Genomic DNA, 25,239 nt, shown 5'->3' on the forward strand with positions numbered 1-25,239 from the left:
AAGGGGCCTGGTTCGCGGGGACGGCTTCCCGGTTGTCTCGGGGTGTTCCGCCTCGCCCGTGGGTCCGCCGGTTTTCTCACCGGTCGTTAACGATCGGCTCAGGATCGCCCAAGGTCCCCCGATGAGCCTGGGGGACATGAGAGATCCGAGTCGTCACCCATGGGAGGCAGCGTGAAGCAGATGTCCGCGCCCGTGCGCACCCGGCTGGTCGAGATCGTCGTCCCCGTGCACAACGAACAGCGGGTGCTCGCCGAGAGCGTGCGCCGCCTGCACGACTACCTGTCGGGAAACCTCCCCTACGGCTTCCGCGTCACGATCGCGGACAACGCCAGCACCGACGCCACCTGGGAGATCGCCGTCGGCCTGGGCAGGGAGCTGCCCCACGTGTACGCCGTGCACCTGGACGCCAAGGGACGCGGGCGGGCGCTGCGCAGGGTGTGGTCGGCCAGTGACGCCGACGTGGTCGCGTACATGGACGTCGACCTCTCGACCGGCCTGGACGCCTTCCCGCCACTGGTCGCCCCGCTGCTGTCCGGGCACAGCGACCTGGCCATCGGAACCCGGCTGTCCCGGGGCGCCAACGTCGTCAGGGGTCCCAAGCGGGAGATCATCTCGCGGACCTACAACCTGCTGCTGCGCTCGGCCATGGGAGCCCGCTTCTCCGACGCCCAGTGCGGCTTCAAGGCCGCCCGCACCGAGGTCGTCCAGGCGTTGCTGCCCGCCGTCGAGGACGAGGAGTGGTTCTTCGACACCGAGTTGCTCCTGCTGGCCGAACGGCACGGCCTGCGCATCCACGAGGTGCCCGTCGACTGGACCGACGACCCCGACAGCCGGGTGGACATCCTCAGGACCGTCCTGGACGACCTCAGGGGGATGGCCAGGGTCACCCGCAAGACCCTGTCCGGCGCGGCCAGGATCCCGGTGCCGCCGAGGATCCAGCGGGCCCGGCTGCCCACCGGCATGGCCGGGCAGCTGCCCAGCTTCGCGGTGATCGGCGCGGTCAGCACCCTGGCCCACCTCGGGCTGTTCGTCCTGCTGCGGCTGGTGACGCCCGCGGTCGCGGCCAACGCCGTCGCCCTGCTCGTCACCGCCGTGGCCAACACCGCGGCCAACCGCCGCTTCACCTTCGGCGTCACCGGCCGCGCCGGCGCGCTGCGCCACCAGTTCGAGGGCGGCCTCGCCTTCCTGGCCGGTCTGCTGCTGAGCACCGGCGGCCTGGCCCTGCTGCACCGCCTGGCACCGGGCGCCCCGGCCGCGGCGGAGATCACCGCCGTCGTCGTGGCCAACGCCCTGGCCACCCTGATCCGTTTCCTGCTGCTGCGCACCTGGGTCTTCAACCCGCGCCGCACGAGGAGGCCGGGCCGATGACCACCACGGGGAACGACTCACCCGTCATCGACGACCCCGTCACGCAGCCCCCGGCCAGGGTCGGAAGGCCGCGCCGGATCCTCCTCGGCGCCCCCGGCGACCCCCGGTGGGCGCGTCCCGCCCTGTGGGCGGTCCTGGCGCTGGCCGCCGTACTGCACCTGTGGGCTCTCGGCCGCAACGGCTACGCCAACTCCTACTACTCGGCGGCCGTGCTGTCCGGCACCCGCAGCTGGAAGGCCTTCTTCTTCGGGGCACTGGACGCCGGGTCGTTCATCACCGTGGACAAGCCGCCCCTGGCGCTGTGGGTGATGGGGATCTCCGCGCGGGTCCTCGGGTTCGGGACCTGGAGCCTGCTGCTGCCCCAGGCCGTCGCGGGCGTGGCCGCCGTCGGCGTGACGCACTCGGCCGTACGGCGCGCCCTGCCCGGTACGGCGGGTCACGCGGCCGCGCTGATCGCGGCGCTGGTGATGACGCTGACCCCGATCACCGTGGCGATCAACCGGGACAACAACCCCGACACCGTCCTGGTGCTGCTGCTGGTGCTGGCGGCCTGGTGCTGCCAGGAGGCGATCCGCACCGGCCGTACCCGCACCCTCGTCCTGTCGGCCGTGCTCGTCGGCCTGGCCTTCAACACCAAGATGCTCCAGGCCTACCTGGTGCTGCCCGCCTTCACCCTCGTCTACCTCGCCACGGCCCCCGGAACGGTGCCGCGCCGCCTCGGCCGCCTGCTCGCCGCGGGCGCCGCGCTGGTGGTCTCCAGCGCCTGGTGGATGGTGGTCGTGGACCTGCGGCCCGCCGAAGATCGTCCCTACATCGGCGGCAGCACGGACAACTCCGTCCGGGACCTGGTCGTCGGCTACAACGGCCTCGGCCGGATCCTCGGGCAGAACTTCGCCGGGGGCGGTCCGGGGGAGGGCGGCCCCGGGGGCGGTGGCTTCGGGGGAGCGGGCTTCGGCGGCGCGTCCGGGGCGGGACGGCTGTTCAACGACGTCATGGCCGGGCAGATCTCCTGGCTGCTGCCCTTCGCCGCCGTCGCCCTGGCCGCCGGGCTGGTGCTCACCGCCCGTGCCCGCCTGCGTCCCGCCCGGGTGGCGCTGCTGCTGTGGGGCGGCTGGCTCGCGGTCCACTACACGGTGTTCAGCTTCTCCAGCGGCACCTTCCACCCGTACTACTCCACCGCCATGGCTCCGGCGGTCGCGGCGCTGACCGGGCTGGGCGGGGTGCTGTCGTGGCACGCGGGCCGGCCCCGGCGCTCCTGGGCCTGGGTGCTGCCCGCCGCCCTGGCCGTCACCGGGGCGTGGGCGTTCACGGTGCTGCGCCGTACACCGGACTTCGTGCCCTGGCTGGCCTGGGCGGTCGCCGGGGTGACGGCGGTCGCGGTGGCGGCCACGGCGCTGTCCGGAGCGCTGTCCGGGCTGAGGCCGGGATCCCCGCGGGGCCGCGCCCGGCTCCTGGCGGCGGCCGGCGTGGTCGCGGCGCTGTTCACCGGGCTGGCGGGTCCCGCGGCGTACGCGCTGACCCCGCTCGGCTCCGCGGTCAACGGCACCAACCCCACCGCGGGGCCGCAGACCGGCGGGTTCGGCGGGATGCGAGGTGGCTTTCCGGGAGGGTTCCCCGGCGACCGCCGGGGAGACCGTCCGGAGGGCCTCCCCGAGGGGTTGCCCAAGGATCCTCCCGAGGGTTCTCCCGAGGGCCTTCCCGGTGGTTTCCCCGGCGGGCCGGGAGGCGGCATGAGCGAGAAGACGATCGCCTACCTGAGGAAGAACATGGGCGGCGCGACCTGGCTGGTCGCGGTGAGCAGCGCGCAGGGCGCCTCCTCGGCCATCCTGTCCACCGGCCTGCCGGTCATCGCCATGGGCGGCTTCGTCGGAGGCGACCCCGCCATGACGGTCGAGCGGCTCACGGCGCTGGTCGCCTCGGGGGAACTGCGCTACGTCATCCCCGGCGGCGGCCGGGGCGGTCCCGACTCGGGAGGCTCCGAGGTCACCGCGTGGGTGAGCGCCAACTGCGCCGTCGTGGCCCCCGCCGAGTACGGCGGAGACACCCAGGACGGCCGGTCGCTCTACCGCTGCGGAGACTGACGACCGGGGCCGGGGCCCCTTGACTGGGCGGCCAGTCAAGTAGTACGGGGCCCCGGTGCCCGCTGCTGTAGTCTTGCGCAGTGCAGAGCGGAGGAGGGGCGCGCGGCAGCCGCGCGGACCAGGCCGACCAGCGCCGGGCCGAGCTTCTTGAGGCCGCCCGGCGGGTGGTGCTGGAGCGCGGGCTCGCCAGCACCCGTGTCGCGGACATCGCCAAGGCCACCAACGTGAGCGGCGGGCTGATCCACTATCACTTCGCCACCAAGGACGACCTCATCACCGAGATGCTCCGCAGCACCAGCGAGTCGGAGATCCAGCGGCTGAGGGAGATCGCGGCGGAGCGGGGCGGCGCCGTCGAGCGGCTCGACCGGGTCCTGCGTTTCTACATCCCGGCCTCCCGCTCCGACCAGAGCTGGATCCTCTGGCTCGACGCCTGGGCCGTCGGGGTGCGCGAGGCGCACGTCAGGACCATCCTGCTGGAGCTTGAGGGCGCCTGGATCGAGATCCTCGCCGAGGTGATCTCACAGGGGGCCGAGACGGGCGAGTTCACCTGCGACGACCCCCAGGGGGCGGCCGAGCGGATCGACGGGATGCTCGACGGCCTGGTGGTCCGTTACACCCTGCACGCGGGCGGCATGTCCCGCAGCAGGCTGCTGCACCACGCCAGGGTCGCCGCGGCCCGCGAGGTCGGCCTGAGCCCCGCCGTCTTCGAGGAGCAGTCTCCCGCCCCCGAGGACTGACCCCTCACCTCCCTCACCGTCGCCTCAGCGGGGGATCAGCCGAGGACCGGGTAGTTGGCGCGCAGCACGCCACGGGGGTCACGGGCCCGCTTGACGTCACGCAGCCGGGCCAGGACGTCGCCGGGGAAGGCCGCCGCCGCGCGCTCCCCGACCCCCAGGAAGGTGTACGGCTTGCGCCCGCTGGTGTGCGGCACGAACTTCCCGGCGATCTCCTTGAGCCGGGTCTCCACGGCGGCCGTGGCCTCGGGGCCCGGGGTGACGCCGAACATGTAGAGCGAGTAGGGCTCCGTCAGATGGCCGCAGGCGCCGCCGCCGGGCACCGGACGGGCGAGCGCGCCGCCCAGGTGCCGGACCTGAAGGCTGACCAGTGGGGCGATGGGCTCCGACAGCAGCGCCCCGGCCACCGCGTCGTCCAGGCCGGTCAGCAGCTCCGCGTGCCCGAGGGCGGGCGCCGGGTCGGACGGCTCGGCGCAGACGTCCCCCAGGGCGGCGACGGGCAGCGGCCCCCGCGTGTCGGAGACCGTCCCGCCGATCGCCTCGAAACGGCGCAGCAGGTCGCGCCCCTCGGCCGCCTCCCCCAGGAAGGTGGTGTCGATCGTCACCATCGACCTGCCGCGCAGGTGATCGGGCAGGAAGTCGAACGGGGGGAAGTTCAGCAGCGTGAACCAGACCGAGAGCTCCTCGGGGGCCGAGGCGGTGACCTCCCGGAAGGCGGCGAGCACCTCGCCCGCCCGCTCGGCGGGCCACATCAGGCGCCCGCCGTACAGGTGGGGAGCGGGGTGCAGGTCGAACTCGACGGCCGTCACCAGCGCGAAGTCACCGCCGCCGCCGCGCAGGGCCCAGAACAGCTCGGGGTCGGAGTCCGCGTCCACCCGGAACGCCTCCCCTTCGGCGTCCACGACGTCGAGGGCGCGGACGGAGTCGGCGGCGTGCCCGTGACGGCGGCTGAACCAGCTCAGCCCGCCGCCCAGGGTGTAGCCGACCACGCTGGGCGCCGTGGAACTGCCCGCGAGACCGGTCAGGCCGTACGGGCTCACGGCGGAGAGCGCCTCGGCCCACCGTACGCCCGCCCCGACCCGGGCCAGCCGCTCCTCGGGCCGCACCTCGACACCGCCGAGCGCGCCGGTGCGCAGCAGGATCACCCCCTCGACGTCGCCGGTCGCGCCGTGGCCGCTTGGCTGGGCGGAGACCGAGAGCCCGGCCAGCCGGGCGTAGCGGACCAGGGCGGCCACGTCGGCGGCGTCCCGAGCCTCGACCACGGCCAGGACGGGCTGGTCAACGGCCAGGTTCCAGGCGGCCCTGGCCCGGTCGAAGCCCTCCTCACCCGAGGCGAGCACCTGCCCCCTGACCGCGCGCCGCAGGTCGTTCCCGATTGTCATGATCTATCCCTTCGGTCGATGCCCCGACTCTGGCGTGACCGATTTGGAGACGACTTGGGGTTGGTTTGAGGTCGACCACAAATGGGAGTTCGCCATTTGGCCGGTTACGGACAGTTCCGTGGCGTGACGCCGGGAAGGCGGGGAGTGGGCCATGCTTGTGCCGCCGGTCGGGACGGCCCCGCCGGGACGATCTCGAAGGGGAGGCGGGAGTGGACGCCCTGCGGAGGCTGCGGATCAGGGGAACGCTGTCGGCGCTGGTGATCCTGGCCGCGGGGGCCACCGCGACCGCGACCGCGGCCGACACCCGGGCGGACGGGCGTTCCTGCGAGCCGTGGACCCTGTGTCTCCGGGCGCCCGCCGTACCGCCCGCCGTGACCCCCGGGCCCGCGGGTCACCGGCCGTGGACGATCGGCGACATCACCGGCGACAGATGGTGCCTGTACGCGCGACCACAGGGCCGGACGGACCTCGTGGGAATCCTCGGCGGGCGCGAGGGCAACCTCGAACGCTGGATCAGGAACAGGGGCGCCAGGGCGCCGGGACCCTGCTGACGGGGCGCCGGCGGGGGCCGGAGACCGGGTGAGGGGTCAGGCGGGCAGCGCGGCGAGCAGGAAGGCGAGCCGGGCGGCGGCGTCCTCGATGTTGTCGGCGCTGCCGAGCCGGTAGCCCCACGAGGTGATGAACCCGCCGTCCTGGGAGCAGGTCACGGTCTCGGTCAGGGTGCTGCTGAAACGATTGCGCACCGAGACGTAGGCGGGGTCGTCGAAGGAGACCCGCTGCACGGCCAGATCGGCGTGCTGCCGCGCCGCGGCGGCGAACTTCTCAAGGCAAGACAGCGTGTCCAGCATCGTGCATCACCTCCGTCTCGACAGAGAATTGCACGATCTTGGGAGGTTAATCAAGCAATTGCGGATACTAAACCCGAGATTGTCGTGTGAAATCCTCCAATACCTTGACGATCACCGCCCTGGCGTCCTCCCTGAAGGCCGCGACCTGATGGAACTCCTCGAAGCTGTGCTCGTAGAACGCGATGTCCTCCGGGTCGCGCAGGATCAGGTCACGGGTCCTGGTCGGCACCGCCACCTGCCCCCTGTCGTAGATCCAGAAGCCGTTGATCGGGGCCGCGGGCAGCGGGGCCTCGAAGGGCAGGACGCCGAACTCCACGTTCGGCAGCGCGGTGACCGCGAGCAGCCGGTCGAGCTGGCCGCACATCACCTCCGGCGGCGCCAGGCGGTAACGCAGCGCGGCCTCGGACATGAGGAACCGGAACGTCCTGCTCGGGTCGTAGAGGATCTCCTGGCGCCGCATCCGCACCCTGATGGCGGCGTCGACCTCGTCGGGCGCGTTGTACAGGCGTTTGATCCTGGTGAAGACGCTGCGGGCGTACTCGGTCGTCTGCAGCAGGCCGATGATCACGCCGGGCTCGACCACCCGGAACGTCTGGGTCCGCGACTCCAGGTCGCGGATGTCCTCCTGGAGCGTGGCCAGGCCGGTACGGTGCCGCTGCCGCCAGGAGTCCTGACGTTCCAGCAGGACGCAGGCCTGCTCGACCAGCTCCTCGACGACCTCGGGGGTGGCCTCGACGGCCTGGCCCCAGAGGGTGACGTCGTCCTCGGTGGCGGTCTGCCGCGCGTTCTCGATGCGGGAGACCTTGGACGGCTGCCACCTCAGCCGTTCTGCCAGCTCCTTGCCAGACAGCTGCGCGGCCTCGCGCAGCTGCCTGAGCCGGGCGCCCAGCTCGGTGCGGACCTGCTGGAACTCGCTCACCCGATCTCCTCCGCGGATCGCGGGGGGCGGGGCGCCCGCGCGCCCACCGGCTCGCCCGTTCCGCGCGCCCGTCGAATCTCCCGCATGGTTCGCACGAGGGTAGACCGAGCGCGCGGATCGTGCCATAGCCGTCTCCCCAATCGTGATCAATATGTGTGGGAACGTCCGGCGAGCGGCCTCCTGGCTCCGTCTCCCGGGGTGCGGCGCGGGCCGGAGGGGGTCGGAAAGCGCGAACGCATGACTGATTCCTTCCCCAATCCAGCATCTTCGGACAATTGCGCGCAATCCTAGACTTCGGAAGGTTGCATGAGGGTTTCAAATCCTGAAATGCCCATATTTCGTGAAATATGGGATTAATAGGACTTTTGGCGCGCGACCGCCGTACGGCTCAGGATCGCTCGGGCACCCAGGAGGGGGCGCGCTTCTGCATGAAGGCCGTGATCCCCTCCTGCCCCTCGGCGGAGGTGAACCGCTGCGCCGACAGCTCGGCCATGCGCCGCGTCCCCTCCTCGAAGGACAGCGCGGGCACCTCGCGCACCAGCCGCTTGGTGAGCGCCAGCGCCTCAGGGCCGCCGCGCAGCAGCATCCCGGCGTAGTGGGCGACCGTCTCGTCGAGCAGTTCCCCGGGTACCGCCCTGGTCAGCAGGCCTATCTCCTGCGCCCTGGCCGCGTCGAAGGTCTCACCCGTCAGGAAGTACTCGGCCGCGGCCCTGGGGTCGAGCCTGCGCAGCACGGTCACCGAGATCATCGCCGGGACCACGCCGAGCCGTACCTCGGTGAACGCGAACGACGCCGTGTCGGGGGCGATCGCGAAGTCGCAGGCCGCGACCAGGCCGAGACCCCCGGCGCGGGCGGTACCGTTCAACCGGCAGACGACCGGTTTGGGGCTCTCCCAGATCAGGCGCATGATCTCCGGGAACGAGGCGGTCACCGGGGCCCCGGGCGCGCCGCCGGGCTCGGTCCGCTGCTCCTTCAGGTCCGCGCCCGCGCAGAAGACCGGCCCCGTCCCGGTGAGCACGACGACACGTACCTCCTCGTCGGCGAGCGCCTGGGTGAGCAGGTCCTCCAGGTCGCCGAGAAGCCGCACGGACAGCGCGTTCCGGTTGCGCGGGGAGTCCAGGGTGATCGTGGCGATCCCGCCGGACACCTCCTTGCGCACCAGGCGCTCCACTGGCCGGTCCGTGTCGGTGTTCATCCACGCTCCTTGGTCGCTCCCGGCCCCGGGTTCGGCGCCGACGCGCAGAACGGTACCCGGCGCGGCCCGGGGCGAGGCGGGCGGGACTCCTGTCAGCCGCAGTGGCTCCAGCCGCTCTTCCAGGTCGCCGTGCCGTACGTGCCGCCCCAGATGACGCACTTCTTGACGGCGGCGATCCGCACCGGGCCCGCGTAGGCGGTGAAACTGCCCGGGTTCGAGCCGGAGGCGCCCCCCTTCACCTGGAGGATCGCGTTCATCTTGATCTTCCCGGGGACCATGTACCTCGACATGGTGACGACGCAGTTCTTGCCCGCCGCGGAGTTGTAGAGCAGGTAGACGGTCGCGGCGCCGATCCCCCTTGAGTCGATCACCTTGTAGCCGGAGCCGCAGACACCGGTCGCGGTGTAGATGTTCGGGGTCGGCTTGGGCGTCGGCTTCGGAGTGGGTTTCGGCGTTGGCTTGACCGTGGGTTTCACCGTCGGCTGCACCGTGGGCTTCACTGTGGGCTTCACGGTGGGGGCGACGGTCGGTTCGACGGTGGGCTTGACCGTGGGCTTCTGCGTGGGCTTCGGGGTGGGCTTGGGCGTGGGGTCCTGGGTCGGCTTCGCGCTGGGCTCACGGGTCGCCCGAGGCGGGCCGGACGGCTGCCGGGGCCGGGCCGTGCCGGGCTCCGCGGTGAGACGGCCGACGGGCTCGGTGCTCCTGCGCTGCCGAGGGCGGGGCGTCGCGGACGTCCAGGCGGAGGGCGGGTCGGCGGGGGAGAGCACAGGGTCCGGCGACGGCGACCGCACCGTGACGGGCGGGGAGACCGCGGCCCGCGTGCTCGCGGCCCCCCAGTCGCCCTGCAGCACCACGACGGCGCCCGCCGTCGCGCCGAAGACGACGATCGCGGCGGTTCCGGCGAGCAGCATCCCGGAGGGGCGCCGCCGTACCCGTGGAGCCACGGGGGCGGGCGCCGGTGCCGGTGCCGGGGCGGCGGGCGCGGCGTTCCTGACGGGAGAGGGGACCGTGGCCCCCATCAGATGGCTGACCAGCTCCTCGGCGGTCGGGCGTGACGCCGGGTCCTTCGACAGGGAGGCGGCGACCAGCTCGCGCAGATGCCCCTCAAGACCGCCCAGGTCGGGTTCGACGGTCAGGATGCGGTTCATCACCACGGCGATGGAGTCGGCGCCGAACGCGGGCCGTCCGGTCGCGGCGAAGACCATCGTGACGCCCCAGGCGAACACGTCGGCCGCCGCCGTCACCTCACCCCCGCCGAGCTGTTCGGGAGCGAGGTAGGAGGGCGTCCCCATCGTCGTCCCCGTCGCGGTGGTCCCCGGCGAGTCAAGTGCCCTGGCGATGCCGAAGTCGATCACCACGGGCCCCTCGGGCCCCATCAGCACGTTGGCGGGCTTGAAGTCCCGGTGCAGGATGCCCGCCCGGTGGATGGCCGAAAGGGCGGTGGCGGTGCTGACCGCCAGGCGTTCGAGCGCCGCGCCCCGCCTCGGGCCCTCCCGGTCGACGAGCTGGCGCAGGGAGGGGCCGGGCACGTACTCGCTCACGATGTACGGCTGGCTGCCCGCGAGGTCGGCGTGGAGCACCGGGGCGGTGCAGAACCTCGCCACCCGCCGGGCGACGGAGACCTCGCGCAGGAAGCGCGTCCTGGCCTCGGGATCGGTGGCGAGCCCGTGGTGGAGAAGCTTGACGGCCACCTGCTCGCCCGCGGGCCCCCTGCCCAGGTAGACGACGCCCTGGCCTCCTTCGCCGAGCCTGCCGGTCAGCTCGAACGGCCCGAGCCGCGGAGGATCCCCCGACGTGAGCGGCTGTACCACGATGCCCCCCGACAAAACCTACGAATTGGGTTATGTGGTGCAGAACGCTACCAGCGTGAGCCGTGGTCCGGATGGCGCGCCGGAGACGCCCGTCAGATGGCCTTGCCGGGGTTGAGGATGCCGAGCGGGTCGAAGACCCGCTTGATCCCGTGGTGGACCTCCTCGGTCACGGGTCCCGCCTCCAGGGCGAGCCAGCGCCGTTTCAGCAGCCCGACCCCGTGCTCGCCGGTCAGCGTGCCGCCCATCCCGAGCGCCTCCCTGAAGACCTCGTCGGCCGCCGCCCACACCTGGGGCGGCGGTTCCGCCAGGCCGCGGTCGAAGACGAAGACCGGGTGCAGGTTGCCGTCGCCCGCGTGCGCGACCGTGGCGATCAGCACCCCGTGCCTGGCCGCGATGGCCTCGATCCTCTCGATCATGTACGGCAGCGCGGAGCGGGGCACGCACACGTCCTCGACCAGGCACTTACCGAGCCGTTCCTTGGCCTGGTAGGCGAGCCTCCTGACCCCGACCAGTTCCTCGGCCTCCTGCTCGGAGGAGGAGACCGCGACGAAGGGCGAGCCGTTCTCCGCGCACAGCCGGGCCATCCGCTCGGCGACCACGGGGCCGTCCGCGGCGTCCGACTGCGCGATCAGCATCGCCTGGGTGCTGGCCTCAAGCCCGATGTTGCGCCAGTCGTCGATGGCCTTGAGCGTCGTGCGGTCGAGCATCTCAAGCAGGGAGGGCTGGCACCCCGCCGCGATGATCGCCGCGACCGCGGCGGCGGCGTCCCTGAGCGAGGTGAACTCGGCCGCGATCGTCGCCGGATAGACGGCCGGAGCCCGGCGCAGTCGCAGGGTGGCCGAGGTGATCACCCCGAGCGTCCCCTCGGAGCCGATGAACAGGCCGGTCAGGTCGTAGCCCGTCACCCCCTTGACCGTGCGCCTGCCCGTCTCCAGGACCCGCCCGTCGGCCAGGACGACCTCCAGGCCGAGCGCCGAGTCGCGGGTCACGCCGTACTTCACGCACCGCAGGCCGCCCGCGTTCGTGGCCAGGTTGCCGCCGATCGTGGAGATCTCGTGGGAGGAGGGGTCGGGCGCGTACATCAGCCCGTGCGCCCTGGCGGCCCTGTCCAGGTCCGCGGTGATCACGCCGGGCTCGACCACGGCGACCTCGTCGGCGGGCGAGAGCTCCCTGATCGCCGTCATCCTGTGCAGCGTCAGGACGACGCAGCCCTCGACCGACGTCGCCCCGCCCGCCAGGCCGCTGCCCGCGCCCCTGGGCACGACGGGCACCCGGTGCTCCGTGGCCCACCTGAGGGTGGCCACCACGTCCTGCCTGGTCTCGGCCGGCACGACGGCCAGCGGCCTGCCCGGTTCGAGGAAGGTCCTGTCCCGCGCGTAGGAGTCGGTGACGTCAGGGTCCGTCAGGACCTTCTCCGGCGAGAGGGCGGCGACGAGTTCGGAGATAACGCTCACAGGGGGACTGTACGGGGCCCGGTCCGAGGGGGGATCACACGGGATGTCACGTGATGATGCGGGCGAGGCTCGGTGAGGGTTCTGCCAAATGTGGTGACGTGACGGCCAGGTGAGGAGAAGTCTCGATTCGTACGGCTGTCGCCCAACCGAAGGGAGCCTCGCTGTGACGACTGTGCAACAGCGGGCCGCGGCCGAGCCCGTCCGCGCGGGGAGGGTGGTCGTCTCGTGGCTGACGTCGACGGACCACAAGGTCATCGGAGACCTCTACATCATCACCGCGTTCGTGTTCTTCCTGATCGGCGGCGTGATGGCCCTGGTCATCCGGGCCGAACTGGCGCATCCCGGGTTGCAGCTCGTCAACACCGTCCAGTACAACGCGCTGTTCACCATGCACGGCACGCTGATGCTGCTGTTCTTCGCCACCCCGCTGTTCGCCGGGTTCGCGAACGTGATCATGCCGTTGCAGATCGGCGCGCCGGACGTGGCCTTTCCCAGGCTCAACATGGTCAGCTACTGGCTGTTCCTGTTCGGCGGGATCATCGCGCTCGGCGGGTTCGCCACCAACGGCGGAGCGGCCGACTTCGGCTGGACGGGCTACACCCCCCTGTCGGTCGCGACCTTCTCCGGGCAGGTGGGCGGTGACCTGTGGATCGTCGGCCTGGTGTTGTCGGGCCTGGGGACGATTCTCGGCTCCGTCAACTTCATCACCACGATCATCTGCATGCGCGCTCCCGGCATGACGATGTTCCGCATGCCGCTGTTCACCTGGAACGTGCTTCTCACCGGACTGCTGGTGCTGATCGCCTTCCCGGTGCTGGCCGCCGCGCTGCTGGCGCTGGAGGCCGACCGCAAGCTCGGCGCGCACGTCTACGACGCCGCGACCGGCGGGCCGCTGATCTGGCAGCACCTGTTCTGGTTCTTCGGCCATCCCGAGGTGTACATCATCGCGCTGCCGTTCTTCGGCATCGTCACCGAGGTGATCCCGGTCTTCAGCCGCAAGCCGCTGTTCGGCTACATCGGCCTGGTCGGCGCGACCATCGCCATCGCGGGGCTGTCCGTCACGGTCTGGGCGCACCACATGTTCGCCACCGGCCGGGTGCTGCTGCCGTTCTTCTCCTTCATGACGTTCCTCATCGCGGTCCCGACCGGGGTGAAGTTCTTCAACTGGGTGGGCACGATGTGGCGGGGGCACCTGACCTTCGAGTCACCCATGCTGTTCTCGGTCGGCTTCCTGGTGACGTTCCTCCTGGGCGGCCTGACCGGCATCATCCTGGCCTCCCCGCCGCTGGACTTCCAGGTCACCGACTCCTACTTCGTGGTGGCCCACTTCCACTACGTCGTCTTCGGCACCGTGGTCTTCGCGATGTTCGCGGGCTTCTACTTCTGGTGGCCCAAGATGACGGGCAAGATGCTCAACGACACGCTGGGGAAGATCCACTTCTGGCTGTTGTTCGTCGGCTTCCACGCGACCTTCCTGGTGCAGCACTGGCTCGGTGCGGCGGGCTTCCCGCGCCGCTACGCCGACTACAGCCCGGTCGACGGCTTCACCTTCCTGAACCTGGTCTCCTCGGTCGGCGCTTTCATCCTGGGTGTCTCCACGCTGCCGTTCCTCTACAACGTCTGGTGGACCGCCAGGAACGCGCCGAAGGTGACCGTGGACGACCCCTGGGGGTTCGGCAACTCGCTGGAGTGGACGACCTCCTGCCCGCCGCCGCGGCACAACTTCACCTCGCTGCCGCGCATCAGGTCCGAGCGTCCCGCGTTCGACCTCAAGTACCCCAGGGTCGAGGCGCAGCCGCGCCAGCTCGATCCGACCGCCCCCGGCGAGGAGGTCTGAACCGGGGTCGCAGGAGAGCGAGCCACCGGATTCCCTACTCGGGGTCGTCGGCGGGCCCGGGGAGCCGTGGGAGCGGTTCCCCGAGGCCCGCCTTCCGGCTTTCACCGCGCTGACCTGCTGTGAAAGCGCTGTCAACAGAAAAATAGTGGAAATCATCACCATTTCCTGTGAAGTGATGATTCATTACAGTTTTACAACATCATTCAGCGGCTTTACTCCTGCTTTACCTTCTCGTCTAACGTCCCGCTCGGTGCGTACATAAGGCGCATCTGGGACGTTCGCGCCCGGCGAACCCGGGCAGGGAGGGTAAGCGTTGTCCAGCAAAGGCAGGGGTGCTCGAAGGCGCCTGCTCGCGATAGTGCCCGTCGTGGGCCTGGCCGCTGCGGGACTGGCGGCGGGAGGAGTGTCGGCTCAGGCGGACACCACGGTGGACACCACGGTCGCGAGGTACCAGCCGACCGCAGCCGACTACTACATCAACTACGCCACACCCAGGGACGAGCCCGAGGTGCAGGACCCGGCCGCGCCAAACTCCAAGGAGCGCCGGATCAGCCCGTCAAGGCAGATCGCCCACAAGTATTCCGAGGGTAACCCCGCCGCGGCACGCGTTCTGGCCGCGCGCGAGGCGGAGGCGATCAGGACCGGCATCAACCCCGCCGAATTCCTGTTCAAGAAGGCCAAGGTCGCCAAGCAGGCCAAACTCCTCACCGTCCTGGTGGAGTTCAACGACAAGGCCAACGACGACTTCTCGGGCTTCAAGCGCCCGCCGAACGTCAACGACGACGACCCGGCGAACTGCGTCACCGAGCCGCCGGGCACCCTGCTCAACGGCCCGCTGCATAACAAGATTCCCGACCCCGCGTCCTTGGCACACAAGGACAACAACAGTTTCTGGGTGCCTGATTTCAGCCCGGACCACTTCAACAAGATGCTTTACAGCAAGGAAGGCATCACCAAGAGGGTCCGTACCGACCTGACCGACCCCCGGGACGGTCGCAAGGGCATCAACATCGCCGGCTCCACGATGCGGAACATGTACGAGGAGCTGTCCAAGGGCGCCTACACGGTCACCGGAGAGGCCACCCCGTGGGTCAAGGTCCCGCACTCCGAGGCCTACTACGGCGCCCGCGCCTGTGGCAAGGAAGCGCAGGACATGAGCGGCCACCCGAGCAACCCTCTCGGCCCCGGCCAGCTCGCGATCGACGCGGTCGACACCCTGGCCGCCGCCAACCCGAACTTCCCGTGGGCGGACTACGACGTCGAGGACGTCGCCGACTCCGACGGTGACGGCAACTTCGCCGAGCCCGACGGCGTGGTCGACCACCTCGTCCTGGTCCACGCGGGCAAGGACAAGTCCTCCGACGGCGGCGCCGAGGGCACCTACGCGATCTGGGCGCACTCCAGCGCCGTCGCGGGTGGCTACAAGGTCCCCGGCAAGGACGTGAAGATCTCCAACTACATCGTTCAGCCCGAGGACTCCGGCGTCGGCGTCTTCGCCCACGAGTACGGTCACGACCTCGGTCTGCCCGACCTCTACGACACCACGGGCAGCGCCTCCTCGGCCGTCGACTTCTGGGACCTCATGTCGGCCGGCTCCCACAGCGGCCCGATCTTCCAGTCGATGCCGACCCACATGGGTCTGTGGGACAAGTGGATCCTCGGCTGGGCCAACCCCAAGGTCTTCAACCCCGGTGACCGCAGCCGCGTCGTGACCGTCGGTCAGTCCTCGCGCACGCCCAAGTTCACCGAGGACGGCGTCCGGGTGAACCTGGACAGCGCGCCGCTGAAGATGGTCGAGCCGCACAGCGGCACCAAGATGTGGTGGTCCAACCTCGACCAGGAGTGGGCCGACGTCAAGCTCACCCGCGACGTCCAGGTGCCCGCCGGCACGGACGTGAAGTTCTGGCTCTGGAACAACTACGAGATCGAGGAGGACTGGGACTTCGGCTTCATCGAGGTCTCCACGGACAACGGCGCCACCTGGAGCCAGCAGAAGGTCTACACCGAGGGCGGCGCCCTGGTCTCCACCGGTGACGACTACCCGGACCCGAACAAGAACCTCTCCAAGTTCAACAACAGGAAGTACGCCCTCACCGGCAACACCAACGGCTGGCGGCACGACTACGTCGACCTGGCCCCCTACGCGGGCAAGACGGTCAAGCTCAGGCTCGTCTACAACACCGACGCCGCCTTCACCCCGCGCAGCTGGCACGCCGACGACTTCTCGCTGACCAACGGCGCCCAGACCGTCTGGAGCGACGACGTCGAGGGTGGCAACCAGGGCTGGACGGCCAGCGGTGGCACCTACACCAACACCCACGGCCAGGGCTGGGGTATCAACGACGGCTTCCGTGAGGTCTCCCGGTTCTACCTCGCCGAGTGGCGTAACTTCGACGGCTTCGACAAGGGCCTGCAGTACACCTACACCACCGACTACTCGCGTGACGGCTCGTGGAAGGTGGAGAAGGTCAAGTACAACGCCCCCGGCCTGCTCGTCTGGTACCGCGACTCGACCTTCACCAACAACGTCCTGAGCAACAACCTCGAACTGTCGCCGAGCATCGGCTCCAAGGGCAGCCTGCTCCTGGTCGACTCCCACTTCGAGCCGCTGCGGCGGACCGGCGTGGCCGCGACCAAGGACACGACCATCCTGAAGAACATGCAGGGACGCGTGCAGACCTCCAACGCGGCCTTCACCTTCGGCAAGACCTACCCCTTCAAGGAGTGCATCGAGGGGCCGAACGAGCCCTTCAGCGAGTACTGCACCAACACCGCCGCGCTGCCCGGTGTGCGCGAGTTCACCGACGCCAAGACCTGGTACCCCGGGTTCGAACTGCGTGACGGCAGCCTGTACTACCGTGACTTCGACGCCTCGGTGGTCGTCCCCTCCAAGGGCGACCAGCAGTACAGCACCCGGGTGGTCAACCCCGACGGCACCCCCGCGACCGACGTGTACGGCGTCGACCTGGGCAACGGCAACGTCCTGGGCAGCGGTAACCCCGGTGACGAGGGCAAGGCCCTGGGCGTGAAGTTCAAGCTGCTCGCCCCGCTCCCCGGCAACCTCGGTGTCCTCCTCCAGGTGACCCCGCCCAAGAAGTGACCCGGCGCGTCCCCGTCCGGGCCCACCCGGGCGGGGACGACCCCGGCGAACGGTGAGACACCAGGACGCCCGGCCGGACCTCTCCGGCCGGGCGTCCGCCGTACCCGGCCGCGGGCGCAGCCCCACGATCCGGCGGGCCCTACGATCTGACGGGAAGGCAGTGGACCGGAAGGGGCGGCGTGGGCGAGTTACGAGGCAAGGCAGAGCACACCGAGGCCATCAGGACCGGGCGCCGGGTCTGCGTGGTGGTCAACACCCACTCGCGCAGGGGCCGCCGCCTCTACCCCCGGGTGGTCGCCACGCTGCGCGCCGAGGGCTTCGAGCCGATCCGCACCTTCGCCGTGGTCGACCCCCGCCGTCTGCGCGCCACCCTGGACACGGCCCTGGCCGAACGGCCCGACCTGCTCATCGTCGGCGGCGGGGACGGCACGCTCAGCGCCGCCGTCAAGCACGTCGCGCACCGGGACGTGGCCCTGGGCGTGCTGCCGCTCGGCACGACCAACAACTTCGCCCGCAGCCTCGGCCTGCCCCTCGACCTGCCGGGCGCGATCAGGGTCTTCCGCACCGGCAAGGTCGCCGACGTCGACCTGGGCGTCGCCGGTGACAGGGAGTTCGCCAACCTGGCCAGCTTCGGCGTCTCCGTCGAGGTCGCGGGCACCGTGAGGCCCTGGCTCAAACGCCTGCTCGGGCGGGCCGCCTACCCGCTCACCGCGCTGACGATCCTGCCCCGCCACCGGCCCTTCCGCGCCTTCATCACGGCAGACGGCCGCCGCCACGAGCTGCTCACCCACCAGCTCAACATCGCCAACGGCCGTTTCCACGGCGGCTGGCAGGTGGCCAGGGACATCAGCATCGACAACGGCAGGCTCGTGGCCTACCAGCTCGGTTCGGGCAAACGGCTGAGGCTGCTGGTGGAGACCCTGGTACGGGCGACGACCGGCCGCTGGCGCAGCCTCGCGGGCGGTCCCTTCGTCGTCGGTCAGGAGATGTACCTGGAGACCGACCCGCCGCTGGCGGCCGACGTCGACGGCGAGGTGCGCCTGATGACCCCGATCACGATCAGGACCGTTCCCAACGGCCTGCGCGTCATGGTCACGGACGACTTCGTCGACTCCTGACGCGCGGGGCCGTACGGAGGCGGGACCTAGGACCTGTTTTGTGGATCTTTACGCCTACTGCGGTCGTCCAGGCGGCCCCCGCCGCGTTGTCGTCGTCGCCCATAACTCCGTTATGAGCTCCTCCTCCGCCTTGCGGGGCATCCGCCTGGACGATCCTCGCCACGGCGAAGATCCACAAAACAGGTCCTAGCGGCGGGAGGACCGCAGGAAGCGGTTGCGCAGCCTGCCGAGCAGCATCGGCTCCCGCGCGGGGGCAAGCCCCTCCCGCGCCCTGCGCAGGTCGTCGAGGGCCTCGGCGGCCGAGGGGCGCCCGGCGGAGGAGGGGTCGCGCATCCGGCGCAGCAGCTCCATCACCTCGGCGGGCACGCCGGGACGCGCCTGGCCCACGGCGTCCGACCCCGGCGCGGGCAGCCCGCCGGTCAGCAGCTGGAAGGCGATCACCCCCGCCGCGTACACGTCGGCGGCGGCGGTCATCCGCTCCGGCCTGGCCTGGCACTCGGGGGCGACGTAGTGGGTGTCGAGCACGTTGGGCAGCTCGTTGGCCACCGTGTGCGGACGCGGACCGGGCTTGGCGTAGTCGAACCCGGTCAGCATGGCCCTGCCGTCCTCGGTGACCAGGACGCGGGCGGGACTGAGCGCCCGGTGGATGACGTTGTTGGCGTGGACGTGGGCCAGCCCGAGCAACATGTCCTCGACCACGTCGAGCTCGGCCTCGACCGACGGCCGCCTGCCCGCCTGGGACATGTACAGATGCAGCGCCTGGCCGTGCACGTCGTCCAGGACCAGCACGAACCGGCTCTCGTCGTCGATGGCGAAGAAGTCGCGCGAGCGCACGACGCACGGGTGCGGGGGGATGCGGGTGAGTGACTGGTAGGCGTTGGCGATCAGCCGCCGCTCGGCCGCCCTGGGCTCCTCCTCGGCCAGCGGGTCGGCGCGGTAGACCCGCAGCAGGACCGTCTCGCTGCCCGGCAGCGTCGCGTTGATCGCCCGGTACTCGGTGGTCCGGTTGTCCCCGCCGAGCTGCTCCTCGACCTCCCAGTTGCCGAAGCGTGGCGGCGAGGTCGACCGCCGCACGCTGCCGTTCAGCGCCTCGATCACCGCCGTGCGGTACGGCCTGGCGTCCGGGGTGTATCCCCGCCTGACCCGGGAGACGTCGCTCAGCATGGCGACCAGCCCCGCCAGGTCGGTGACGTGCCGCGCGTCACGGCCCGCCGGGTCGACGAGCTCGGCGTCGGCGCCCGTCAGCACGACGACGCTGTCGACGTAGACCCGTTCGAGCTCCCGGTGGCTCTGGGTGAGAAGGCCCTTCAGCGCCCGCCCGTTGCCGCGCAGCTTGGCCACGGGGGAGCCGAAGGCGTCCCGCCGCGCGGGGAACCACCGCGTCCCGGCCACCTCGATCCTGCCCCGGGTGCCCTTGACGTCGATGACACAGAGCGAGTGGCCGGTCACGACGATCAGGTCCACCTCGAAGGCGTCGTCGCCACGGGGCACCTCGATGTTGTGCAGCAGCAGCCAGTCGTCCGGCGCGCTGTCCCGCAGATGCGCGATGACCCGCCGCTCCGCGTCGTTGACCGGGCGCCCGCCACCGACGATCTGTGCCATCTCTAGCGTGCCGCCCTTCTTCTCTGTACTTGAAGTAGGGCAAGGGTCTCATGATCTCGCCTGTCACTACTTTTCGCCACTCCGCGAAAGTAGGCTCGGCGGACGTGGAACCCATGGAGATCACCGCCGGAGCGTTGCACCTGCGTCCGTGGAACCTGTCGGAGGCCGACGCCGTGGCGGCGGCGCTGGCCCTGCGGGATCCACGGATCCGCCGCTGGGCGACCGGCCTGCCCGAGGGAGCCGACGAGCGGGCCTGGCTCGCCCAGCGCGCGCTCGGCTGGTCCGACGGCTCGGAGGCCTCCTTCGCCGTCACCGGCGCGACGACCGGCGAGGTGCTCGGCCACATCAGGGTCAGGATCGGTACCGGCGCGGCCCGCGGCCACGGGGAGGTCGGCTACTGGGTGCTGCCCTCCGCCAGGGGCCTCGGCGTGGCCACCCGGGCGCTGGGCGTCGTCGGGCGCTGGGCGTTCGGCTTCCTCGGCCTCTCCCGCCTCGACCTGCGGCACGCCACGGGCAACGCCGCCTCGTGCCGGGTCGCGGTCAAGGGCGGGTTCGTCCTGACCAGGCTCCTGTCGGAGCCCTCGTGGGTCGAGGAGGAGGGGACGGAGGAGTTCCACCTGCACACCCTGACCCCCGGAGGCACCCCCTGACCCGGGCCGCGCGGCGGGGCGCTCAGCGGCCGTGCCGCGGGCTGACCAGGCCGGTCTCGTAGGCCAGGGCGACCACCTGGGCGCGGCTCGACAGCCCGAGCTTGGTCATCGTCCGGTTCAGGTGGGTCTTGACCGTCGCCTCGCTCACCTGCAGCTCGTCGGCGATCTCCCCGTTCGACAGCGCCCTGCCGACCAGGCGCAGCACCTCCGTCTCCCTGGCGGTGAGCGTGTCGAGCCCCGTCCACGACACGAGCGCGGTGTCCTTCTCCCTGGTGTAGGCCTCGACCAGGCGGCGCGTCACGGTCGGCGCGAACAGCATGTCCCCGGCGGCGATGGTGCGGACCGCCGCGATCAGCCGCTCGGGAGGGGTGTCCTTGAGCAGGAAGCCGGACGCCCCGGCCCGCAGCGCGTCGTAGACGTACTCGTCGAGGTCGAAGGTCGTCAGGATCAGCACCTTCGGCTGGGCCGGGCCTGTCGTGGCCAGGATGCGCTCGGTCGCCGCGATGCCGTTCAGGTCGGGCATCCGCACGTCCATCAGGATCACGTCCGGGCGGGTCGAGCCCGCCATGGCGACGGCCTCCTGCCCGCCGGAGGCCTCCCCGGCGACCTCCAGGTCGGGGGTGGCCCGGATCAGCGCCGCGAACCCGGCCCGCACCAGGATCTGGTCGTCGACGACCAGTACCTTGATCATTGGTCTCCTCGCTCCTGAGGGGCTGAGAGCGGCAACGTCACCGTGACCTCGAACCCGCCTCCCGGCAGCGGTCCCGCGCGCATCTCGCCCCCGTAGAGCCTGACCCGTTCGCGCATCCCGATCAACCCGAGGCCGCCCCCCTCGTCCCCCTGCGGGACGGCGCCGTCGTCGGTGACCGTGATGATCAGCTCCTCACAGTCGTAGCGCAGCCGTACCGAGGCGTGGGCGGGCAGCGCGTGCTTGATGACGTTGGTCAGGCTCTCCTGGACCACCCGGTAGGCGCACAGCTCGACCCCGGGGTTGAGCCGCCTCGCCTTGCCCGACACGTCGAGGGCGACCTCGACCCCGGCGGCGCGGACGCGCTCGACGAGCTGACCGAGCTGGGGCAGGCCGGGGGTCGGGTCGTAGACGCCGTCGATGCCCGGCCGCCGGTCGACCCTGAGCACCGCCAGCAGCCGCCGCATCTCCTCAAGGGCCTCGTGGCTGGTGTCGGCGACCGTGGCCAGCGCGGTCCTGGCCGTCCCCGGGTCGCTGGCGAACACATAACGGGCCAGCCCCGCCTGCACCGAGATCACCGACATGTGGTGGGCGACGATGTCGTGCAGCTCCCTGGCGATGCGCACCCGCTCCTCGGTGACCGCGCGCCTCGCCCGCGCCTCCTGCTCGTATCCGAGCCGCTCGGAGAGGTCGGCCAGGCGCCTGTTGCGGTCGGCGAGCCTGCGGGTGCCCAGGCCGAGCGTCCAGGCCGTCAGGACGATCAGCACGCTCTGCGCCAGGTTCAGCGCCGCCATGTCCTTCGACGCCGCGAGTGAGGACCACCACCAGACCGAGGCCGCGGCCAGGACCCCGGCGACCCCGGCCGCGAGCGAGCGTCGTACGGTCACGGTGTAGAGCGTCAGCAGGACGGAGAAGTTGTTCACGTTCGGCTGGTAGCCCAGACTGTGGTGCCACAGGGACGCGGCGACGCACAGCAGGAGCGCGGTCATGGGCGCGTGCCGCCGTACGGCGACGGGGAGGTTGGCCGCGCAGGTCAGCAGGATCGCGACCGTGTCGGGACGCAACCAGGTGCCGGTCTGGTCCTTGACGGCCCACACCAGGGTGATCCCGGTGAGCGCGACGGCCAGCAGGGTGTCGACGATCCGTGGGTCGACCTCACCCACCCGCCGCGCGAGTGCCGTCACTGTTGCCCGCATGCGCGGCATGCTAGCCAGGCGCGGACCGTCCTCTCATCGAGCCGGTGGATGAGTGACCGTACCGCGGAAGTTGTACGGCCGCGCCGCGCCTACCGCGCGGGTCACGGCCGTATCCGCCCGCGGGCCGATGTGGACCGGGTCTCGCGCGGCTTACGGTGAGTCCGCTGTGGGACGACGGCCTCGTTGTCAGGGGCCGTCTGACGTGGGTTCCGCCGGCGGCTCCGGCGTCCACGGCCGGCGCCCCGGAGCTCTCCACCCGGGGCGCCGGCCGTGGACGGGCCCTCGAAGGCGTGCACGGGGGCGGCTTTCGAGGTCACGGGCCGGTGCGGCCGGTGCGGCCCGCGCCGTGAGGCGCGGGGAAAGGGCGCGCGGCCGCGGGGAAAGGACGGGCAACGGCCCGATCAATCGTCGGTGACCTGGGGTTTGCCGTCCCGCCACAGGGTAGGCGCCTTCTCCTGTAGGGAGGAGGAACGCCATGATCGGCAATCCCAAGGACACGCTGTCGACCGCCGAGCTGATCCGGCGGATGTCACAGGAGGTCTCCCGCCTCGTCAGGGACGAGCTTCGCCTGGCGAAGCTGGAGTTCGCGGAGAAGGGCAGACACGCCGGGCTCGGGGCGGGGCTGTTCGGCGGGGCCGGTGTGGTGGCCCTGTACGGCGGCGGCTGCCTGGTGGCCGCGGTGATCCTGCTTCTCGCCCTGGTGATGCCCGCCTGGGTCGCCGCCGCCGTCGTGGGCGTCGTGCTCCTGGCCGTGGCCGCCGTTCTGGGGCTCCTCGGCAAACGGCAGGTGTCCGAGGCCGTTCCGCCCGCTCCCGAGCTGACCATCGAGAGCCTCAGGGAGGACATCGGCATGGTGAAGGAGAGTGCGCACCGATGAGCGAGAGCGACAACGGAACTCCGAAGGACGAGATCTGGGACGCGGGCACGGTCGGCGCCCACAGACAGCGGGTCGGCGCCCCGGTGGCCCCCGACGAGAGGATGTCGCTGAACGTCCCGCCCAAACAGCCGGGCGGGGGCCCCTCCTCGGCGCCCACGGGTGAGGGGGGCGACGGCACGCCCAGCCTCGTCGAGGGGGACGGGGGCACCGGACAGCCCACAGCCGTCCGGCGGACCCCCGGGAAGGCCCCCGGGAAGGCCGCAGAGGGGGCCACAGGGAAGGCCACAGGGGCTCCGGAGAGGTCTCCGGAGAAGGCCCACGGGAAGGAGACGGGCGAGGCCGGGGGAACGAGCCGGGAGTCCGTACGGCGGGACATCGAGCGGGACCGCCGCGAACTGGGGGAGACCGTGGAGGCGCTGGTGCGCAAGACCGACGTGCGAGGGCGTGTGCACGAGACGGCCGCCCAGGTCGGCGACGAGTTGCGCCGGGCGGGCGCGGCCACCGCGGCCACCGCGACCGGGGTCGCCGAGCGGGTCAGGCGCACCACCCCGGCCGACGTGCGGCGGGCCGCCGACGAGGTCACCACGCGGGCGGCCAGGCGTCCCGTCGCGGCCGCGGCCGTGGCGGCCGTCACGGCGGCCGTCGGCCTGGTCGTGTTCCGCCTGCTGAGGCGCGGCCGGAGAAGGTAGAACGCTCCACAGGCCCGCCACCCGTGACCCGGTGATGTTTTGGGATGGGCGGATTCGGGGGGCGGCGGGGTAATCTGGCCGTTTCCGGGTGGGCGGCGGACCCCCTCCTTTCCGCCCGCCCGGTATCCGGGGGACCGGTGACTCCCCGCTGAACCGTTCCGGCCGTCCGTACGTAGTGATCGGTGCGGGAGGTCTTGTCCGCCGCGAGGTGGCCGCGGCCTCCCGATGTGGCGCCTCCCGAGTCCGGAGCGGGGATCGCCGCAGGGTACGGACCCCCTCTCCGGCCGATCCCCCCAGGAGGACTCATGCGCCGAGCTCTCGGCCTCACCACGGGTCTCGCCCTCGTCGCGGTCGCCCTGTCACCCATCGCCCCCGCGCAGGCGGCGACCTGCGTCGGCGCGGTGGAGAAGTGCGAACGGGAACCCCTCGTCAAGATCAAGCTCAAGGCCAAGGGAACCCCGCGCGTCCACCAGGGCGGGCGCGTCACCTACACCCTCGACTACTCCATGACCTGGATGGAGTCCTTCGCCCCCTACTGGGCCTCCTTCTGGGTCGGCGGCACCCTCCCCAGGGGCGCGAAGGCCCCGCGCACGGCGACCCTCATGGACCCCTCGGGCAGGAAGGTGGCCACCTTCCCCTGCCACAGGTACCGTGACGGCCTGTGGTGCGAGGTTCCCAGCGACGTCTCCAAGCCGGTTCCGCACAAGGGCAGGATCGTCCTGAGCACCACCCTCGCCCGCCACGGCGGCAGGACGGCGGTGGCCAGACTGGGCTTCGACAGCGTCGACGGCCTCGGCCAGAAGGACTTCGAGCGGCACTACGGCCGCGCCGCCGCGCGTGACCGGTTCTGCGTCTTCCGTTTCACCAAGACCGTCGTCACGAAGGTGCGTTCCTGACGTCGGCCGCCGCCGGGGCCCGCGGGAGCCCCGGCGGCCGGCTCTCACGAACCGGCGGCCATGTCGAAGAAGCGCAGCTCAAGCCGTACGGCCCGGCGGAAGACGTCGAGCACACGGGCCTGCTCCCGCGCGGGGAGCGCGGGGCCGAGGCGGTCGAGCTCGCCGCGCAGGAAGGCGACCCAGGCGCGGAACGCGGGTCCCTCGTGCAACTCGATCCACTCACGGTGCACGAAGCTCCCCGGGCCGCCGGGACCGCCGGGCAGCGGCTCCTCGGCCAGGCTCGCCCAGCCGAGGTAGCTCCACTCCGCCACGCACAGGACCGCCAGGATGGCCGGGTAGTCCAGGCTCCTTCTGGCCTCGTCCATCAGCGCGCGGAAGTCGGCCGTCACCGGTTCGAGCGGGGGAGCGGTCAGCTCGGCCTCACTCGCGCCGAGGGCGGCCAGCGCCCGGTGGAAGTAGGTCTTCTCCTCCGTCGTCGCGGTCTCGCCGAGGAAGCGGCCGAACGGCACCCGTGACTCGAAGTTGTCCGCGGCGGCGACGGCGGCGCCGAGCAGCGCGGTGAAGGAGTCGACGAACTGGAAGTCCTGCACCAGGTAGCGGCGCATGGCCTCCTCAGAGGTCAGCCCCCGGGTGATGGAGGCGGCGAACGGGTGGGTGACGACCGCCGTCCACTCCGGCTCGGAGCCGGAGCGCAGCCACTCGCTGAAGGCCGGGTCCGCGGCGTCCGCCCGCCACCCGTCGTAGGAGTCGCTCCAGGGGGTCTGACGGGGCTCTGCGGACACGGGTTTCTCCTC

The 25,239-nt window shown here is 71.4% G+C and carries 21 protein-coding genes; 11 read left to right on the forward strand and 10 right to left on the reverse strand.

Annotation, left to right across the window (positions count from 1 at the left end):
* Positions 1-180: 180 nt before the first annotated feature.
* The 3 genes from ABT340_RS16340 to ABT340_RS16350 all read left to right on the forward strand — a co-directional run bounded on the left by ABT340_RS16340 (position 181) and on the right by ABT340_RS16350 (position 4,186).
* Positions 181-1,368, forward strand: coding sequence for a bifunctional glycosyltransferase family 2/GtrA family protein (locus ABT340_RS16340; protein WP_352011729.1), 1,188 nt, complete (start codon positions 181-183; stop codon positions 1,366-1,368).
* Entirely contained in the window at positions 1,365-3,449 is a 2,085-nt protein-coding gene (locus ABT340_RS16345) for an ArnT family glycosyltransferase (protein WP_352011560.1), read from the forward strand. Before ABT340_RS16340 ends, ABT340_RS16345 begins: the two co-directional genes overlap by 4 nt.
* A gap of 80 nt (positions 3,450-3,529) precedes the next feature.
* Entirely contained in the window at positions 3,530-4,186 is a 657-nt protein-coding gene (locus tag ABT340_RS16350) for a TetR/AcrR family transcriptional regulator (protein ID WP_352011561.1), read from the forward strand.
* A 35-nt stretch (positions 4,187-4,221) separates the two neighbouring features.
* On the opposite strand, the gene ABT340_RS16355 is transcribed toward ABT340_RS16350, so the two are convergent.
* Positions 4,222-5,565 carry an FAD-binding oxidoreductase gene (locus tag ABT340_RS16355; protein ID WP_352011562.1) on the reverse strand — a complete coding sequence of 448 codons (1,344 nt, stop codon included), beginning with the start codon at positions 5,563-5,565 and terminating at the stop codon, positions 4,222-4,224.
* Positions 5,566-5,774: 209 nt separating this feature from the next.
* Here ABT340_RS16355 and ABT340_RS16360 point away from each other — a divergent pair, with 209 nt between their 5' ends.
* Positions 5,775-6,116: a hypothetical protein gene (locus ABT340_RS16360; RefSeq protein ID WP_352011563.1), complete on the forward strand. Its 342-nt coding sequence runs from the start codon at positions 5,775-5,777 to the stop codon at positions 6,114-6,116.
* Between the two features lie 36 nt (positions 6,117-6,152).
* On the opposite strand, the gene ABT340_RS16365 is transcribed toward ABT340_RS16360, so the two are convergent.
* The 5 genes from ABT340_RS16365 to ABT340_RS16385 all read right to left on the reverse strand — a co-directional run bounded on the left by ABT340_RS16365 (position 6,153) and on the right by ABT340_RS16385 (position 11,792).
* Entirely contained in the window at positions 6,153-6,413 is a 261-nt protein-coding gene (locus ABT340_RS16365) for a hypothetical protein (protein ID WP_352011564.1), read from the reverse strand.
* A 67-nt stretch (positions 6,414-6,480) separates the two neighbouring features.
* Positions 6,481-7,332 (reverse strand): helix-turn-helix domain-containing protein, encoded by an 852-nt coding sequence (locus ABT340_RS16370; protein ID WP_352011565.1) that lies wholly within the window; start codon positions 7,330-7,332, stop codon positions 6,481-6,483.
* Between the two features lie 388 nt (positions 7,333-7,720).
* Complete coding sequence (locus tag ABT340_RS16375) at positions 7,721-8,527, reverse strand: enoyl-CoA hydratase family protein (protein ID WP_352011566.1); 807 nt, start codon at positions 8,525-8,527, stop codon at positions 7,721-7,723.
* A 92-nt stretch (positions 8,528-8,619) separates the two neighbouring features.
* Positions 8,620-10,338, reverse strand: a complete 1,719-nt coding sequence (locus ABT340_RS16380) for a serine/threonine protein kinase (protein WP_352011567.1) — start codon at positions 10,336-10,338, stop codon at positions 8,620-8,622.
* Between the two features lie 92 nt (positions 10,339-10,430).
* Positions 10,431-11,792: an FAD-binding oxidoreductase gene (locus ABT340_RS16385; protein WP_352011568.1), complete on the reverse strand. Its 1,362-nt coding sequence runs from the start codon at positions 11,790-11,792 to the stop codon at positions 10,431-10,433.
* 163 nt (positions 11,793-11,955) lie between these two features.
* Here ABT340_RS16385 and ctaD point away from each other — a divergent pair, with 163 nt between their 5' ends.
* The 3 genes from ctaD (at position 11,956) to ABT340_RS16400 (ending at position 17,847) form a co-directional block, all read left to right on the forward strand.
* Positions 11,956-13,629 (forward strand): aa3-type cytochrome oxidase subunit I, encoded by a 1,674-nt coding sequence (gene ctaD, locus ABT340_RS16390; protein ID WP_352011569.1) that lies wholly within the window; start codon positions 11,956-11,958, stop codon positions 13,627-13,629.
* Between the two features lie 367 nt (positions 13,630-13,996).
* Positions 13,997-16,729, forward strand: a complete 2,733-nt coding sequence (locus tag ABT340_RS16395; protein WP_352011570.1) for an immune inhibitor A domain-containing protein — start codon at positions 13,997-13,999, stop codon at positions 16,727-16,729.
* Between the two features lie 179 nt (positions 16,730-16,908).
* Positions 16,909-17,847, forward strand: coding sequence for a diacylglycerol/lipid kinase family protein (locus ABT340_RS16400; protein ID WP_352011571.1), 939 nt, complete (start codon positions 16,909-16,911; stop codon positions 17,845-17,847).
* A gap of 186 nt (positions 17,848-18,033) precedes the next feature.
* On the opposite strand, the gene mads6 is transcribed toward ABT340_RS16400, so the two are convergent.
* A complete protein-coding gene (gene mads6 / locus ABT340_RS16405) occupies positions 18,034-19,449 on the reverse strand; it encodes a methylation-associated defense system protein kinase MAD6 (RefSeq protein ID WP_352011572.1) in 1,416 nt (471 codons plus the stop codon).
* Positions 19,450-19,562: 113 nt separating this feature from the next.
* Here mads6 and ABT340_RS16410 point away from each other — a divergent pair, with 113 nt between their 5' ends.
* Positions 19,563-20,099 (forward strand): GNAT family N-acetyltransferase, encoded by a 537-nt coding sequence (locus tag ABT340_RS16410; RefSeq protein ID WP_352011730.1) that lies wholly within the window; start codon positions 19,563-19,565, stop codon positions 20,097-20,099.
* Positions 20,100-20,121: 22 nt separating this feature from the next.
* On the opposite strand, the gene ABT340_RS16415 is transcribed toward ABT340_RS16410, so the two are convergent.
* A complete protein-coding gene (locus ABT340_RS16415; RefSeq protein ID WP_352011573.1) occupies positions 20,122-20,790 on the reverse strand; it encodes a response regulator in 669 nt (222 codons plus the stop codon).
* Complete coding sequence (locus tag ABT340_RS16420; RefSeq protein ID WP_352011574.1) at positions 20,787-21,983, reverse strand: sensor histidine kinase; 1,197 nt, start codon at positions 21,981-21,983, stop codon at positions 20,787-20,789. Before ABT340_RS16420 ends, ABT340_RS16415 begins: the two co-directional genes overlap by 4 nt.
* 475 nt (positions 21,984-22,458) lie before the next feature.
* Here ABT340_RS16420 and ABT340_RS16425 point away from each other — a divergent pair, with 475 nt between their 5' ends.
* From ABT340_RS16425 to ABT340_RS16435, 3 genes are all read left to right on the forward strand, one after another.
* Positions 22,459-22,860 (forward strand): phage holin family protein, encoded by a 402-nt coding sequence (locus tag ABT340_RS16425; protein WP_352011575.1) that lies wholly within the window; start codon positions 22,459-22,461, stop codon positions 22,858-22,860.
* Complete coding sequence (locus ABT340_RS16430; RefSeq protein WP_352011576.1) at positions 22,857-23,549, forward strand: DUF3618 domain-containing protein; 693 nt, start codon at positions 22,857-22,859, stop codon at positions 23,547-23,549. Before ABT340_RS16425 ends, ABT340_RS16430 begins: the two co-directional genes overlap by 4 nt.
* Positions 23,550-23,854: 305 nt before the next feature.
* On the forward strand, positions 23,855-24,445 hold the full coding sequence (locus ABT340_RS16435) for a hypothetical protein (RefSeq protein ID WP_352011577.1): 591 nt from the start codon (positions 23,855-23,857) through the stop codon (positions 24,443-24,445).
* Between the two features lie 44 nt (positions 24,446-24,489).
* Here ABT340_RS16435 and ABT340_RS16440 read toward each other — a convergent pair whose 3' ends face one another.
* A complete protein-coding gene (locus ABT340_RS16440; protein WP_352011578.1) occupies positions 24,490-25,227 on the reverse strand; it encodes a TenA family protein in 738 nt (245 codons plus the stop codon).
* Positions 25,228-25,239: the final 12 nt, after the last annotated feature.

Source organism: Streptosporangium sp. NPDC000239 (genome assembly GCF_040300765.1).
Taxonomy (GTDB): Bacteria; Actinomycetota; Actinomycetes; order Streptosporangiales; family Streptosporangiaceae; genus Streptosporangium.